Raw genomic sequence first — 13,997 nt, 5'->3', positions numbered from 1 at the left:
AATCGCGAGGCTTATTTTTGCGTACGTTCGTAATCCACGAAACTATAGGAGTAGAGATGCTTTTCGTCTGTCGGATGGCATTCTCTACTTTTTTCTTTCCATAACTCCGGACTTACTTCCGGGAAGAACGCATCGGCGGGTGCCTGCTCATCGTCTACTTCTGTAAGGTACAGGCAGTCGGCCAGTGGGAGTGCTTCCGTGTAGAGGGTAGCTCCTCCGATGATAAATACCTCTTCGTCTTCCTTGCAGGTATGCAGGGCATCGGCCAGTGTGTGGAAGCATTCCGCACCTTCAAAGTGCAGTTCCTGACGGCTGAGTACCACGTTTCTCCGGTTGGGGAGAGCTCCTTTCGGAAGAGATTCAAACGTGTGGCGTCCCATGATGATGGTATGTCCGGTGGTCAGTGCCTTGAAGCGTTTTAAGTCGTTTGGCAGCCAGTAGAGCAGCTTGTTCTGATAGCCTATTCCTCTTTTCTGATTGATGGCTGCAATGATGGATAGTGTCATGTCTGAGGGTTTTAATGTTATACAGATACTTTTCCGGCAATATGAGGCCAGGGGTCATAATTTTCCAGCTGGAAATCTTCGTAGTGGAAGCTGAAAATATCTTTCACGTCCGGATTGATTTTCATGGTAGGCAGGGGGCGCGGGGTACGGGTGAGCTGCAGGTCTACCTGTTCCAGGTGATTCAGGTAAATATGAGCGTCGCCGAGTGTATGAATAAAGTCGCCCGCTTTCAAGCCGGTTACCTGTGCCATCATTTGCAGCAACAGGGCATACGATGCGATGTTGAAAGGTACTCCCAAGAAGGTATCGGCGCTGCGCTGGTACATTTGCAGACTGAGACGTCCGTTGGCTACGTAAAACTGGAAGAATGCATGACACGGCGGAAGATTCATGTTGTTCAGGTCGCCCACGTTCCATGCACTGACTATGATGCGTCGTGAGTCGGGATTATGCTTGATGGTTTCCACTGCTTCCGAAATCTGGTCGATGAACTTGCCGTCATAACCCGGCCATGAACGCCACTGGTAACCATAGATGTGCCCTAAATCACCGTTTTCGTCTGCCCATTCGTTCCAGATTCTGACCCCGTTTTCTTGCAGGTATTTCACGTTGGTATCTCCTTGTAAGAACCAGAGCAGTTCATGGATGATGGATTTCAAGTGAAGTTTTTTGGTCGTGACAAGCGGAAAGCCTTCTTCCAGATTGAAGCGCATCTGATGTCCGAACACGCTGATGGTGCCCGTTCCGGTACGGTCTTCTTTTCGTACTCCTTCCGTACGGATGCGGTGCAACAAATCGAGATATTGTTTCATGATTGGATTTTTTTGTTTGTGCAAAGGTAGCTAATTTTTTTGTATTTTTGCCGCCGTAATCAATTGCTGGAAACATGAATTTACCTTCTGATTTTATCCTCCGTACACGTCAGTTGCTGGGAGATGCGGAGTTTGCTGCTTTGGCTGAAGCATTGGGAAAAGATACGCCTGTCAGTATTCGGATGAATACGGATAAAAGTGACCTTGTTCCGCAGGAAAGCACAGCTGTGCCCTGGTGCCGTGAAGGATATTACCTGTCCGGTCGTCCGTCGTTTACGTTCGATCCCTTGTTTCATGCGGGCTGCTATTATGTGCAGGAAGCTTCGTCCATGTTCCTGGAACAGGCGTTACGTCAGTATGTGCACGAGCCGGTCACGATGCTCGATTTGTGCGCGGCTCCGGGAGGAAAATCTACCTTGGCCCGTAGCGTACTTCCGGAAGGCAGCTTGCTGGTGGCCAATGAGGTGATGCGCAACCGTTCGCAGGTGCTGGCCGAGAATCTGATAAAGTGGGGAAATTCGGGGGTGATTGTAACCAATAATGATCCGGCTGATTTTACAGAGTTAGGACCGTTGTTCGATGTGATTCTGACAGATGTGCCCTGTTCGGGTGAAGGAATGTTCCGCAAAGATGAAGTGGCCGTGCAGGAGTGGAGCATAGAGAATGTGGATACCTGCTGGCAACGGCAGCGCCGTATCTTACGGGATATATGGCCTTGCCTGAAGACCGGAGGCCTGCTGGTTTATAGCACGTGCACATATAATCGGGAGGAAAATGAGGATAATGTGGCATGGATTGCTCAAGAACTTGGAGCAGAAGTACTTCCTTTGGAAATGCAGCCGGACTGGCACATTACGGGAAATCTGACCGGTACGGAGTTTCCGGTTTATCGTTTCCTGCCTCATAAAACTACGGGCGAGGGCCTGTTTCTGGCAGTTCTGCAGAAAACAGCGGATGAACCCGCGGTAAGTATGCGGACAAAGACCGGTGGGAAGGCTTCCAAAAAAGGAAAAGGAGGTAAGGTGGTTGCGCTTCAAGTACCTAAGGAAATGAAAGCCTGGGTGCAGGGAGCCGGAGACTATGTGTTTGAAGTAAATGACAGTGAAGCGATGGCTTTTCCTGCTGCCTATAAAGATACGTATGACCTGCTGAAGAGCCAGCTGCGCATACTGCATGCCGGAATCTCTTTGGGAGAATTGAAGGGAAAGGACTGGCAGCCTTCGCATGCCCTGGCTATGAGTACCGTTTTTGAGAGAGATTCGTTTCCGATGGCTGAACTGACTTACCCGCAGGCCATTGCTTATTTGCGGAAAGAAGCGGTAGTGCTTTCACCGGAAGTGCCGAGAGGGTATGTGACACTTACTTATCAAGGTCAGGTATTAGGATTTGCCAAGAATATCGGTAACCGGGCCAATAACTTGTACCCGCAGGAGTGGCGAATCCGAAGCGGATATTTGCCGGAAATTATTCCGGATTTATTCGGATAAAAAACTCTTTACATTCGTCATAAAACACAAGTGCGTTTCAAATCAAACGCAAGTACGCTTTATTTGAAACGCAAGTTCATTTTAATCAAAACGCTTTGGTGTTTTCATCCAAACATAAAGATGTTTTTCTGAAAGAGCTAAAGCGTTTTGATGAAGTTTTTGTAACTTTCTGAAATATAGAAAGTTGTTCTATTTTAGGGTTAAGGGAATTCCTTTGTAGAAATCCAGTATCTTGGTACGGAACAAGTAATCGTATTTAGCTTGTACGCAGTCGGATACAGCTTTCATCCAGTTGGTCCGGGCTTCGTTGTATTCCGTAGCATTTGCTTTTCCGTGCGTGTATTTTTCTTTCATCAGCTTGAAAGAGGCTTCTGCTGCTTCATCTGCCACCTGGCTGCTTTGGTATTTGCTTTCCGCATTGACCGCATTGTAGTAGGCTTGCTGGATTTCCTTGTAAAGTTTCTTCTTGGTTTCTTCCAGCTGCCAATTTAAGGTTGTCTGTTCAATGCGCGCCGTACGTACCCGATTGCGTGTGCTCAGTCGGTTGAAGATAGGGATGCTTAACGAGAGGCCTACATACTGGCTGAAATTATCTTTCAACTGAGAGTGGAAGCTCGGATTTTCTCTTCCCGATACATTATAATAGCTTGTTCCCAGTCCGGCTCCGAAGTTTAGTTGCGGATAATAGGCACTTTGTGCAATGCGGATGCTGCGTGCAGCTCCTTCCAGACGGTATTGTGCGGCTTTGATGGACGGCTTGGTCAGTAAAGCTTGACTGTAGATTTCGGCAGGAGGAGTCAGTGTACCGAACAGTTGTTCCGGCTGGATGTCGGGAGAGACAATCCGGAAATTGTCGGGAGAGGGCAGTTCCAGCAGCTGGCTTAAGTCGAGCAGAGACAGACGGTAGTCGTTTTCAGTCTGCACCAGTGACAATTGGTCTTGTGCCACGCGCGACTTGGCTTCATACCATTCCGCTTCAGACGCCTTTCCATTTTTGAAATAGGCCTCCTTTTGTGTCAGCATTTCCTGGCTTAACTCTACCTGCTGCCGGGCTATCTTGACCAGTTCTTCGTTGAACAACACTTGCAGGTAAGCAGAGGCTACCTCAATGCTGATGTCTTCTTTGGCCTTGTTCAAGTCTTCGGTGGCCGCTTTCAGGTTCAGTTTGGAGAGCGCAATGTTGTTGGGTATCTGCATACCGGTGAACAAGGGTACGCTTGTACTCAGGTTGAGGCCGGTGTTCTGGGTATTGATACTCTGGTACGTATTGTTGGCCTGCAAGCTTCGTCCGAAGTTGAAAGAGTGAGAGGCACTACCGTTCAGGTCGGGCAGACGGCTCCATTTGGCAGTATTCAGTTCCACTTCGCTTTTGTCACGAGCTGCCTCCTGTTGTTTGACGGTCAGATTATGAGCAATGGCATAGTCGATGCAGCGAGTCAAGTCCCATGCCTCCTGGGCTTGTGTGCCATTGGCCAGCAGTATACTGATGCTCAGTACGGTCAGTAGTTTTGTATTGATTTTCATGGCTTACATTTCTTTTTTAAGTCCGCGTATCGGTTCGTTGGCTTTCAGCCCGCTTTTAATCTCGATATTCACTCCGTCGCTGATACCGGTCTGTACCTGTCGGCGTGTAAACTTCTGTGTCGGTACGCTGTCCGTCAGCACATATACGAAAGTAGAGTCACCACTGAATTCGATGGTACTTTCTGGTACGGTCAGGGCATTGTTGGCCCGCTGGAGTTCGATTTCCGCATTGGCGCTGTAGCCGGAACGGATGGTGATACTGTCGGGTACCGTGATGGCGGCCTTGATTTCAAACTGGTTGGCTCCGTTATTTTCTACACTTTTTGGAGAGATGTATTCCAATACGGCATCGAATTTCATGTTCTGCAAGGCTCCCAATGTGATTTTTACAGGAGTTCCTTCGTGAATACGTCCCACTTCTGTTTCGTCTACGTTTCCTCTAAAGATAAGGTCGCTCATATCGGCCACGGTGGCGATGGTGGTACCGTCGTTGAACGTATTGCTCATGATAACCGAGTTGCCGACCTTGATGGGAACGTCCAGAATCAATCCGTCAATTGTAGAGCGAATCAGTGTGCTGCTGAAAGAGGCACTGCTTTTGGTGATACCTTCCTTCACGATTTCCAGGTTATCTTTGGCAGCCTGGAGTTCCTCTCTGGCTTGTTTGGCGGCCAGCAAGGTCTTTTCATATTCCTCACTGCTTACCAGTTTGTCTTTGTAAAGCTTCTCCATACGTTCCAGGTCGGTTTCAGCCTGACGGCCATTGATTTCGGCCAGGCGCACGCGGCTTTCGGCAGAGTTGAGCGAACCTAATTCGGGGATTACCTTGACTTTGGCGATGATTTCTCCTTTTTTTACCGTTTCTCCGGCTTCCTTGTAGACCTCGGATATGATGCCTGAAATCTGTGGCTTGATTTGCACTTCATCGCGTGGCTCAATTTTTCCAGTAGCTACGGTGATTTGTGCCAAGTCTGTGGTTTGAGGATGAAGAATGTCATAAACCGTATCTTTGGGTTGTGACTTTTGGTACAGAAATACAAATGTGCCGATAAAGATGAGTGCAATCACTATCAGCGAGATAATCTTGATGTACTTTTTCATATCAACTTTGGTTTTTGTTTTGTGGTTTTATTTATTCGTCGCGTATGGCTTCAATGGGTTTGATACTCATGGCGCGGTAGGCAGGAGCAAGTCCGGCTAACAGTCCTAAAACTAGCAGGAGTAGACAGGCGCCGATAGCTTCCCAGAAACTGATTTGAAATTCAGTGGGAGAAGTGGGGGTGGAGGTTCCCATTTCCGTCACGTTTAATAAAAATACGGCGAAGGAGATTCCCGCCATACCAGCCAGGATGGTCAGTACCATACTTTCGGAGAGAATCTGCGACAAGATATCATTCGGACGAGCTCCGATGGCACGACGTATGCCGATTTCGGTGGTCCGTTCCTTAACCGTAACCATCATGATGTTGCTCACACCGATGGCTCCGGCCAGCAGGGTGCCGAGGCCGACCATCCATCCCAAAATCCGAATGCCGGAAAACAGGTTGTCTACCATGCTGAACATGGCTTCAGCGTTGACCAAAATAACGGCCTGTCCGTCGTCCGGATGAATCAGGTGGGCTTTTTTGACCACTTGCTCTACCTTTTTCTCTACCTCACCGATGGAGTATCCTTTACGGGCCGTATAACAGAGCAGCTGCACATTCTGTCCGAAGTTATAGTTCTGTTGCATGGTAGAAAACGGGATGATGACCGACGTTTCGGACTGGCCTTGTATGGAAATATTTCCTACCGCCATGCTTACTCCGATTACCCGGTAGTAGATGCCATTGACTTCAATAAACTTTCCGCAAGGGTCTTCTCCTCCCGGGAACAAGGTCTCGTAAATACGCTTTCCAATCACACAGACTTTTCGCTGGTCGCGTATGTCAACGTCGTTGATGAACCGTCCGAACACGATGTTCGGTTCTTCTATTTTCTGGTATTCCGGATAAAGTCCTTTCAGCGTACCTGAGATTTTATTTTCGTTATAAATGGCATTGATACCCCATTTGGCGAGGGTGGCGGTCACGGTTTCCAGTTCACTGACCTGTTTTCTCACACGTTCCACATCCTTGTTTTCCAAGTCCCAGTATCTGCCTTGTTGAAAACCTTTGTAGGCCTTGCTTGTCTTGTTTGTACCTAAAAAGCCGGAATTGGTAGCGAAGCCTTCAAACTGTCGGGAAAGCATTTGTTGTAATCCTTTGGCACCTCCCATCAGGGAAATCAGCATGAATATTCCCCAGAAAATACCGAAGGCAGTCAGAAAGCTTCTGGTTTTGTTGCGGGTGATAGTGAGAAGAATTTCTTCCCATGTATCTAAATCAAATCGTCTCATGATTAATCTGCTCTAAGTGCTTCAATAGGTCGGATTCTGGCTGCTTTTCTTGCCGGGAAGAGTCCGGCCAGTGTACCGGCGATAACTAATGTCAAGGTAGCCTCTATGGCGATGGATAAGTCTACTGTTGGGTTTTCGAAAAAGGTCATCGAAAATACACCCATGTCCATGGTCTGTTTGCCTGCCACTTGATTCATGTATTCCGTCACGGCAATGCCTGCCACCATGCCGATGTAGCCGAAGAAAGTCGTGATGGTCACACTTTCCGAGATAATCAGCCAGAGGATGGAAGCGGGTTTGGCTCCCAAGGCTTTGCGGATGCCAAACTCGTGTGTGCGTTCGCGGACGGTAATCAGCATGATGTTGCTCACTCCTACGATACCGCTGAGCAGGGTAAAGATTCCGATTACCCAGATGGCAGTATGCAGGATTTGGGTAGCCGTCTGTTGTTGAAGATATTGCGTAAACCGGTTCCATATCCAGATGGCTCCTTCATCGGTAGGCGAGAATTGTTTCTTCAGTCCTAAAGCCTGTCGGTATTCCGCTTCAAACTGTTCGTTGGTCGCTTCATTAGTCAGGCCTTTGGTCGTAAACGTGATGTTGTCTATGCTGTCGCCTTTTTGATAGATGGTTTGCAGGGTAGTGAACGGAACGAGAGCAGAAGGAGAAAAACTATTCTGGTCAGTGTAGATGCCTACCACCTGATAAGGTACGCCTTGCGCATTAAGGTACTTTCCGATAGGAGAAGTGTGAGGAAAAAGATTCTTTACCGTTTTTTCATGTAGTACGATGATCTTTCGTCGCTCCTCCATGTCGCGTGCGTTAACGAAGCGTCCTTCTTTAATTTTGATAGCTTCAAGTGAAGGATAATTAGGAAAGACTCCGTTGATTCCGATACTGACAGCTTCTTTTCCGTAAGTAAGAATGACATCTCCTTTACTGACGGTCGCACCGGTGTGAATGATGTGATCTGGAAATGATGTAGCAGTAAGTTCGCGGTCACTTTCTTTCAGGTAAATGCTGCGGCCCTCTTTCATACCTTTGTAAGGTTGTGAGGTCGTGCCTGGATAGATTTTCATGGAGTTCATAATCATGCCCTTCGACTGGTTTTCAAAAGCATGAATGAGACCGTTTCCGGCTCCCAATAATACAATTAGCATGAAAATGCCCCATGCTACGGAAAAACCGGTCAGCAAGGTGCGCAGTTTGTTGCGCATGATGGTTCCGTAGATTTCTTGTATTAATTCTGTCATGGTTAGTGTTTTATTTCATGAATCCGTTTTTGCCAAATGGAGATGCATTGTGGTCAATGTTGTCTTCTATGCGCTCTATCAGTCCGTCTTTGATATGGATGATTTTATCGGTCTGGTTGGCAACTCCGCTTTCGTGGGTTACTACTACGATGGTCAGCCCTTCTTTTTCATGCAGTTCCTTTAGAATCTGCATGACTTCCACCGATGTCTTACTATCCAACGCTCCGGTCGGTTCGTCTGCCAGAATAATTTCAGGTTTTGATATTAATGCTCGTGCAATAGCTACACGCTGTTTTTGTCCGCCCGACATTTCATTCGGAAGATGGTGAGCCCATTCTTTTAATCCCAGCTTATCGAGGTATTCCATAGCCAGCAGATTACGTTTTTTCCGGCTTACCCCTTGATAAAACAGGGGAAGAGCTACATTCTCCATCGCATTCTTGAAAGAAATAAGGTTGAATGACTGGAAAATAAAACCAATCATACGGTTACGGTATTCGGCTGCTTTGCTTTCACTCAGGTCGCGAATCAGTACATTGTTCAGATAATATTCTCCTGAATCATAGTTGTCCAGAATACCTAGAATATTCAACAAGGTAGATTTTCCGGAGCCGGAAGCTCCCATAATGGAAACAAATTCCCCTTTTCCTATGTGGAGGTCAATACCTTTAAGTACATGAAGGGGGGTGCCGTTGTAATAGGTTTTGTGAACGTTTTTTAAGTGTATCATTTGGTTTGTGTGAATTTATTCATTTATCAGGTTTCGCAAAAATAAGAAAAGTGAAATGCTCCGAAAAATAATGCGTTAAAAATTTGCTCTGTTTTTACTGATTATTTACTTTTGTCCGTAGATAATTAACCCTAAATAGAGAAATGTCATGACAATAAACATGGAAAAACCTTATGTAGTAGGTATGGACATTGGCGGAACAAACACCGTATTTGGTGTAGTAGACTCACGTGGTAATGTGTTGGCTTCTGATTCTGTCAAGACACAGCAATATGACAACATTGAAGATTATGTGGATGCTGTATGTAAGAAACTTCTTCCTCTGTTGTCGCAGTTTGGCGGAGCTGAAAAGATAAAAGGTATGGGAGTGGGTGCTCCTAATGGAAACTACTATAGCGGTACAATTGAGTTTGCACCTAACTTGCCATGGAAAGGAATTATTCCTTTGGCTTCAATGTTTGAGGAACGTCTGGGTATTCCGACTGCACTGACTAACGATGCCAATGCGGCTGCTATCGGAGAAATGACTTACGGTGCAGCACGTGGCATGAAAGATTTTATCATGATTACTTTGGGTACTGGTGTAGGTAGCGGTATCGTTATCAACGGACAGTTGGTTTATGGTCATGACGGATTTGCTGGTGAATTGGGCCACGTAATTGTAGACCGTAACGGTCGTGCATGTGGATGTGGTCGTAAGGGATGTCTGGAAACTTACTGCTCTGCTACCGGAGTGGCTCGTACTGCACGCGAATTCCTGGTACAGCGTACGGAACCGAGTTTGCTGAGAAATATTCCTGCTGATGAGATTCAGTCAAAAGACGTGTATGATGCAGCAGTGAAGGGAGATAAACTGGCTCAGGATATCTTTGAATTTACAGGTCGTATTTTAGGACAGGCTTTGGCCGACTTTATTGCTTTCTCAAGCCCTGAAGCAATTGTATTGTTCGGGGGCTTGGCAAAATCTGGCGATTACATCATGAAACCGATTCAGAAAGCCATTGATGAGAATATCCTGAAGATTTATGCAGGAAAGACAAAATTATTGCTTTCTCAGTTGAAAGATGCAGATGCAGCCGTATTGGGTGCTAGTGCATTGGGATGGGAAGTAAAAGAGAACTAATTTATTTCGTAATCATAAAAAAACAGCCTCGGCAATTTGTCGAGGCTGTTTTTTTATGATTACTTTTCAATGGTTATCTTGCAGGGCTGTTCGAGGGATTTTTTCCATTCTTGTGCGTAAGAGAACCAGGTCTGTGAGTCTGGAAATCCGAATGTTTCCTTGCGTGATGTAAACATGGTATAGTAGCGGAAACATTTTTCTTGTGGAGCACTGACTGTATAAAGGAAGTTTTCTTTGTCTTTAGCTTCTTTTCTGATGTATTTCTTCGGAATGTAAGTAGCCAGGCCGACAGTCTCTTTTTTGTATTTGATGGTGTCGCCTACGGGCCAGTCGGTGCCCCAGCTGGCAACCAGTCCTTCGTGATCGGAATACATGGTAGCACTGTAACCGATGTTTTGCACTCCTGTGCAGAATGTCTCTTTATCTAAAGGCTGGTCAAACAATACGTCTACTTGTGCGTCACGGTGTCCGGCATATAGTGTGTAACGGTTAATCATGTTCAGTTCCTTTCCCTGGTATTCCCAACCTTTTACTTCTGCATCAGCAATGGTACGTACCGGACCGCTGGCGATGAGGCGTTGTCCACGGAAGGCAACGGGCTGAATGTCGGTAGCTTGTGAACCGTCCCATCCTCTTAATGTTCCGGCTCCGCAACTGCCTCTTACTAGAATCACGTCATCTCCGAATCCTTTTTGTAATTGCTCGTCTGTAGGATAGAACATGCTTTCTTCTATTTCCAGGCCTTTGTTGAACTTTCCGTATAAATCAGTTGTCTGCTTTTCGTTAAAATAGATACGATAGGCAACCAGTTCACTTTCAAAAGCAATGCCATGGTGCTGTAGAATGGTATATGTATAGCTGTCGCCTGGAGCATATACGGCTGTGCCATGAGCGTATTCATTTGATTTGGCTGTGCGGAACAGCATTTCTGCAAACACACGGGCTGGATAGGTCTTGTTTGTCTTGGCAGAGGAAAGAGTCAGGGTGAATACTTTTTTTGATTGCGCCGGCAAATTAGTTACGAAAGCCAGTTCATCAGCTCTTAAATCGAAGTTTAAATCGTCCAGCTGTGAAGGGATTTCATTGTTCCCTTCTTTCACAACGGCCGATTTAACGGTAAACCCTGTATTTAAGGAATGGATATCAATGACTACTGGTTCGTCTGTTTTAGCTGTCTTCCAAGGGTTTTCGACTATTACTTTGATGGTCTTTTCTGTTGTTTGGGCGAAAAGCATACTCCCGCTGTAGATGAAGGCGAGACAAAGAATGGAAAATTTTTTCATTGTAATAATGTGTTTATATATTAAGATTAATGTGATTCACGTATGTTTCTTTAAGCTATTATCCTCCTGAACATGCTGCCTTCACAGGGGACATGCAGGAGGATAATAAATCTAATTCTAACCTAAATAATATTATGAAAAACCTTTTTTATTCAGGATGCAAAAATAAGCTTTCTGTTTGATATACGCTTGCAATTTTTGATTTTATCAGTGAAAAAACTGAGCATAATTTTACGTGATTAAATATTTTGCCCCAATAAATGTAAATAGTGTAAATAAAGTTTGTATCTTTGCCCCAAATTTATAATTGAAAATAATATGAGTTATAATTTGCTGAAAGGAAAAAGAGGTATTATTTTTGGTGCACTGAATGAACAGTCTATTGCATGGAAAGTGGCAGAAAAGGCTGTAGAAGAAGGTGCCGTTATCACACTCTCTAATACCCCTGTAGCAGTACGTATGGGTGAGGTCTCTGCTTTGGCGGAAAAATTAAACTGTGAAGTGATTCCGGCTGACGCAACCTCTGTAGAAGATTTGGAAAATGTCTTTAAACGTTCAATGGAAGTATTGGGCGGAAAGATTGACTTTGTACTTCATTCTATCGGTATGTCTCCAAATGTTCGTAAAAAGCGTACTTACGACGATTTGGACTATGATATGTTGAGTAAAACATTGGATATTTCAGCCGTATCATTCCATAAGATGATCCAGTCTGCTAAAAAATTGGATGCCATCAATGAATACGGTTCTATTGTAGCTTTGAGTTATGTCGCTGCACAGCGTACGTTCTATGGTTACAATGACATGGCAGATGCAAAAGCTTTGCTGGAGTCAATTGCTCGTAGTTTTGGCTATATTTACGGACGTGAACACCATGTACGTATCAATACCATTTCTCAGTCGCCTACTATGACTACTGCCGGATCGGGAGTAAAAGGTATGGACAAATTGTTCGACTTTGCTAATCGCATGTCTCCTCTGGGTAATGCATCGGCTGATGAATGTGCTGATTACTGTATCGTAATGTTCTCTGACCTGACTCGTAAGGTAACTATGCAGAATTTGTTCCACGATGGAGGTTTCTCTAGCGTAGGTATGAGTTTGAGAGCTATGGCAACTTATGAAAAAGGTCTGGATGAATATAAGGATGCCAATGGCAATATAATTTACGGATAATATTGAATGTATCGGCTTATTTTTATATTATTGAGTGTAATCGTCTTTTCTGCTTGTCGTTCTGACAAGCAGAAAGACGATTTTTCGTTTTCAGAAATAAAAATAGCCCGATATGACCGTTTGCAGTATGAGGCTACTGTGCAAAACAGTTTCTTTTCTCTGCAGAGAATGAATACTGAATTTGCTCAGGAAACCCGTCTGTTAGTGGAAGATGTGCTTGATTTGGGTTCTGTAAATATGTTAGACATGAATGAGCGTTTGTGTACGTATTTCTCAGATTCCATATTGGTGCATTTGATGGAAGATGTGGGAGAGAAGTTCAAGGATGTCAGCAGCATTGAAGAGAATCTGACTCATGGATTTAAAAACTTGAAGAAGGAAATCCGTGAACTACCTGTTCCAAAGATTTATACACAGATTTCTGCTCTCAATCAATCTATAGTGGTAGGTGATAGTATTTTGGGAATAAGCTTGGATAAGTATATGGGAGATGATTATCCTCTCTATAAAAAATATTATTACGCCAACCAGCGTCGTTCGATGTCACCAGAATATATTGTGCCTGACTGCTTTACTTTTTATCTGCTGGGACAATATCCTTTTCTGTGGCTGGAAGGTCACCGTTCTTTAATGGACATTCTATTGTATCGAGGAAAAATAGCCTGGACAGTGGAGAATGTGCTTGAAGGAGATAGAAGTGGAAAAACAGCTTTAGGTTACACCAAAGAGGAAATCAAATGGTGTGAGCAGCATGAAGAAGAGCTGTGGAAAGAAATGAAGCTGAATCATTATATGGAAACTACCGATCCTATGGTAATCCGTTCTTATATATCTTCTAATACACGACTTTTATTTAATGGTGAAAAGACTCCTCCGTTCTTGGGAATATGGTTGGGTATGAAGGTGATAGATCGATATATGAAGAAGCATCCGGAGCTGTCTATAAAGCGTTTGCTAGAGAGAACGGATTATGCGGAAATGATAAAAGAATTAAACTGATTGACTTAAAGGATTCCTTATGGAAGTTGCGTTGTATTTGTTACCGGTCACTTTAGGTGATACGTCTATCGAGAAGGTTTTACCTGCTTATAATCGGGAGGTGATTGTCAATATAAAACATTTTATTGTAGAGGATGTACGTTCAGCCCGCCGTTTTCTAAAAAAAGTAGATGCATCTATCTGTATTGATGAGCTTACTTTCTATCCTTTAAATAAACATACTTCTCCAGAGGCTATATCTGGTTATCTGTCTCCGCTTGCAGAAGGACATTCCATGGGAGTTATCTCTGAGGCGGGTTGCCCGGCCGTAGCTGATCCGGGAGCAGATGTAGTGGCTATTGCTCAGCGACGGGGATTAAAGGTGGTTCCTCTTGTCGGTCCTTCCTCGATTATTCTGTCTGTGATGGGGTCTGGATTCAATGGACAGAGTTTTGCCTTTCATGGGTATTTGCCAATAGAGCCTGCTGAGCGTATGCGTCGTTTAAAAGAATTAGAGGGACGTGTTTATTCTGAAAATCAGACTCAGCTATTCATTGAAACTCCTTATCGTAATCACAAGATGTTGGAAGATATCTTGAAAACTTGTCGTCCCCAGACTAAATTATGCATTGCTGCTAATATTACTTGTGAAGGAGAATTTATTCAGACGAAAACAGTGAAGGAATGGAAGGGAAAGTTGCCGGAACTGAATAAGATTCCTTGTATTTTCTTGATTTACAAATAAAAT

General features: G+C 44.7%; 13 protein-coding genes. 5 read left to right on the top strand and 8 right to left on the bottom strand.

What is annotated here, in order from left to right:
• Positions 1–11 precede the first annotated feature (11 nt).
• Both BACPLE_RS14460 and BACPLE_RS14455 read right to left on the bottom strand, forming a co-directional pair.
• Complete coding sequence (locus BACPLE_RS14460; RefSeq protein WP_007563269.1) at positions 12–506, bottom strand: dihydrofolate reductase; 495 nt, start codon at positions 504–506, stop codon at positions 12–14.
• Positions 507–523: 17 nt separating this feature from the next.
• The gene (locus tag BACPLE_RS14455) at positions 524–1,318 is read right to left on the bottom strand and encodes a thymidylate synthase (protein ID WP_007563267.1); all 795 of its coding nucleotides are present in this window, start codon (positions 1,316–1,318) and stop codon (positions 524–526) included.
• A gap of 74 nt (positions 1,319–1,392) precedes the next feature.
• Here BACPLE_RS14455 and BACPLE_RS14450 point away from each other — a divergent pair, with 74 nt between their 5' ends.
• Complete coding sequence (locus BACPLE_RS14450) at positions 1,393–2,805, top strand: methyltransferase RsmF C-terminal domain-like protein (RefSeq protein WP_007563266.1); 1,413 nt, start codon at positions 1,393–1,395, stop codon at positions 2,803–2,805.
• 189 nt (positions 2,806–2,994) lie between these two features.
• On the opposite strand, the gene BACPLE_RS14445 is transcribed toward BACPLE_RS14450, so the two are convergent.
• Genes BACPLE_RS14445 through BACPLE_RS14425 form a run of 5 tightly spaced genes read right to left on the bottom strand, consistent with a single transcriptional unit; the run spans position 2,995 to position 8,689 of the window.
• Entirely contained in the window at positions 2,995–4,329 is a 1,335-nt protein-coding gene (locus BACPLE_RS14445) for a TolC family protein (protein WP_007563264.1), read from the bottom strand.
• A gap of 3 nt (positions 4,330–4,332) precedes the next feature.
• A complete protein-coding gene (locus BACPLE_RS14440) occupies positions 4,333–5,430 on the bottom strand; it encodes an efflux RND transporter periplasmic adaptor subunit (RefSeq protein ID WP_007563262.1) in 1,098 nt (365 codons plus the stop codon).
• Positions 5,431–5,461: 31 nt separating this feature from the next.
• Positions 5,462–6,706, bottom strand: a complete 1,245-nt coding sequence (locus BACPLE_RS14435) for an ABC transporter permease (protein ID WP_007563260.1) — start codon at positions 6,704–6,706, stop codon at positions 5,462–5,464.
• 2 nt (positions 6,707–6,708) lie between these two features.
• Positions 6,709–7,959, bottom strand: a complete 1,251-nt coding sequence (locus BACPLE_RS14430; RefSeq protein ID WP_007563258.1) for an ABC transporter permease — start codon at positions 7,957–7,959, stop codon at positions 6,709–6,711.
• A gap of 10 nt (positions 7,960–7,969) precedes the next feature.
• Positions 7,970–8,689 carry an ABC transporter ATP-binding protein gene (locus BACPLE_RS14425; protein WP_007563257.1) on the bottom strand — a complete coding sequence of 240 codons (720 nt, stop codon included), beginning with the start codon at positions 8,687–8,689 and terminating at the stop codon, positions 7,970–7,972.
• Between the two features lie 148 nt (positions 8,690–8,837).
• Between BACPLE_RS14425 and BACPLE_RS14420 the strand changes: the two genes are divergently transcribed.
• Positions 8,838–9,812 carry an ROK family protein gene (locus BACPLE_RS14420; RefSeq protein WP_007563254.1) on the top strand — a complete coding sequence of 325 codons (975 nt, stop codon included), beginning with the start codon at positions 8,838–8,840 and terminating at the stop codon, positions 9,810–9,812.
• Positions 9,813–9,871: 59 nt separating this feature from the next.
• Here the strand turns inward: BACPLE_RS14420 and BACPLE_RS14415 are convergent, their stop codons facing one another.
• Positions 9,872–11,095: a DUF4861 domain-containing protein gene (locus BACPLE_RS14415; protein WP_007563252.1), complete on the bottom strand. Its 1,224-nt coding sequence runs from the start codon at positions 11,093–11,095 to the stop codon at positions 9,872–9,874.
• Between the two features lie 318 nt (positions 11,096–11,413).
• Here BACPLE_RS14415 and BACPLE_RS14410 point away from each other — a divergent pair, with 318 nt between their 5' ends.
• From BACPLE_RS14410 to BACPLE_RS14400, 3 genes are read left to right on the top strand one after another with little or no spacing between them, the layout of a single operon-like run.
• Positions 11,414–12,271, top strand: coding sequence for an enoyl-ACP reductase FabI (locus BACPLE_RS14410; protein WP_007563250.1), 858 nt, complete (start codon positions 11,414–11,416; stop codon positions 12,269–12,271).
• A 6-nt stretch (positions 12,272–12,277) separates the two neighbouring features.
• A complete protein-coding gene (locus tag BACPLE_RS14405; protein ID WP_007563247.1) occupies positions 12,278–13,270 on the top strand; it encodes a gliding motility protein GldB-related protein in 993 nt (330 codons plus the stop codon).
• A gap of 19 nt (positions 13,271–13,289) precedes the next feature.
• Positions 13,290–13,994: an SAM-dependent methyltransferase gene (locus tag BACPLE_RS14400; RefSeq protein WP_007563245.1), complete on the top strand. Its 705-nt coding sequence runs from the start codon at positions 13,290–13,292 to the stop codon at positions 13,992–13,994.
• Positions 13,995–13,997: the final 3 nt, after the last annotated feature.

Source organism: Phocaeicola plebeius DSM 17135 (assembly GCF_000187895.1).
Classification (GTDB): domain Bacteria; phylum Bacteroidota; class Bacteroidia; order Bacteroidales; family Bacteroidaceae; genus Phocaeicola; species Phocaeicola plebeius.
The sequence above is the reverse complement of the archived record's forward strand: the minus strand, read 5'-3'. Positions and strand labels throughout refer to the sequence as shown.

Coding starts and splice junctions, on each gene's coding strand:
- BACPLE_RS14400 (WP_007563245.1), top strand. CDS start 13,290: ATGGAAGTTGCGTTGTATTTGTTACCGGTCACTTTAGGTGATACGTCT.
- BACPLE_RS14410 (WP_007563250.1), top strand. CDS start 11,414: ATGAGTTATAATTTGCTGAAAGGAAAAAGAGGTATTATTTTTGGTGCA.
- BACPLE_RS14420 (WP_007563254.1), top strand. CDS start 8,838: ATGACAATAAACATGGAAAAACCTTATGTAGTAGGTATGGACATTGGC.
- BACPLE_RS14435 (WP_007563260.1), bottom strand. CDS start 6,706: ATGAGACGATTTGATTTAGATACATGGGAAGAAATTCTTCTCACTATC.
- BACPLE_RS14425 (WP_007563257.1), bottom strand. CDS start 8,689: ATGATACACTTAAAAAACGTTCACAAAACCTATTACAACGGCACCCCC.
- BACPLE_RS14450 (WP_007563266.1), top strand. CDS start 1,393: ATGAATTTACCTTCTGATTTTATCCTCCGTACACGTCAGTTGCTGGGA.
- BACPLE_RS14405 (WP_007563247.1), top strand. CDS start 12,278: ATGTATCGGCTTATTTTTATATTATTGAGTGTAATCGTCTTTTCTGCT.
- BACPLE_RS14460 (WP_007563269.1), bottom strand. CDS start 506: ATGACACTATCCATCATTGCAGCCATCAATCAGAAAAGAGGAATAGGC.
- BACPLE_RS14445 (WP_007563264.1), bottom strand. CDS start 4,329: ATGAAAATCAATACAAAACTACTGACCGTACTGAGCATCAGTATACTG.
- BACPLE_RS14430 (WP_007563258.1), bottom strand. CDS start 7,959: ATGACAGAATTAATACAAGAAATCTACGGAACCATCATGCGCAACAAA.
- BACPLE_RS14440 (WP_007563262.1), bottom strand. CDS start 5,430: ATGAAAAAGTACATCAAGATTATCTCGCTGATAGTGATTGCACTCATC.
- BACPLE_RS14455 (WP_007563267.1), bottom strand. CDS start 1,318: ATGAAACAATATCTCGATTTGTTGCACCGCATCCGTACGGAAGGAGTA.
- BACPLE_RS14415 (WP_007563252.1), bottom strand. CDS start 11,095: ATGAAAAAATTTTCCATTCTTTGTCTCGCCTTCATCTACAGCGGGAGT.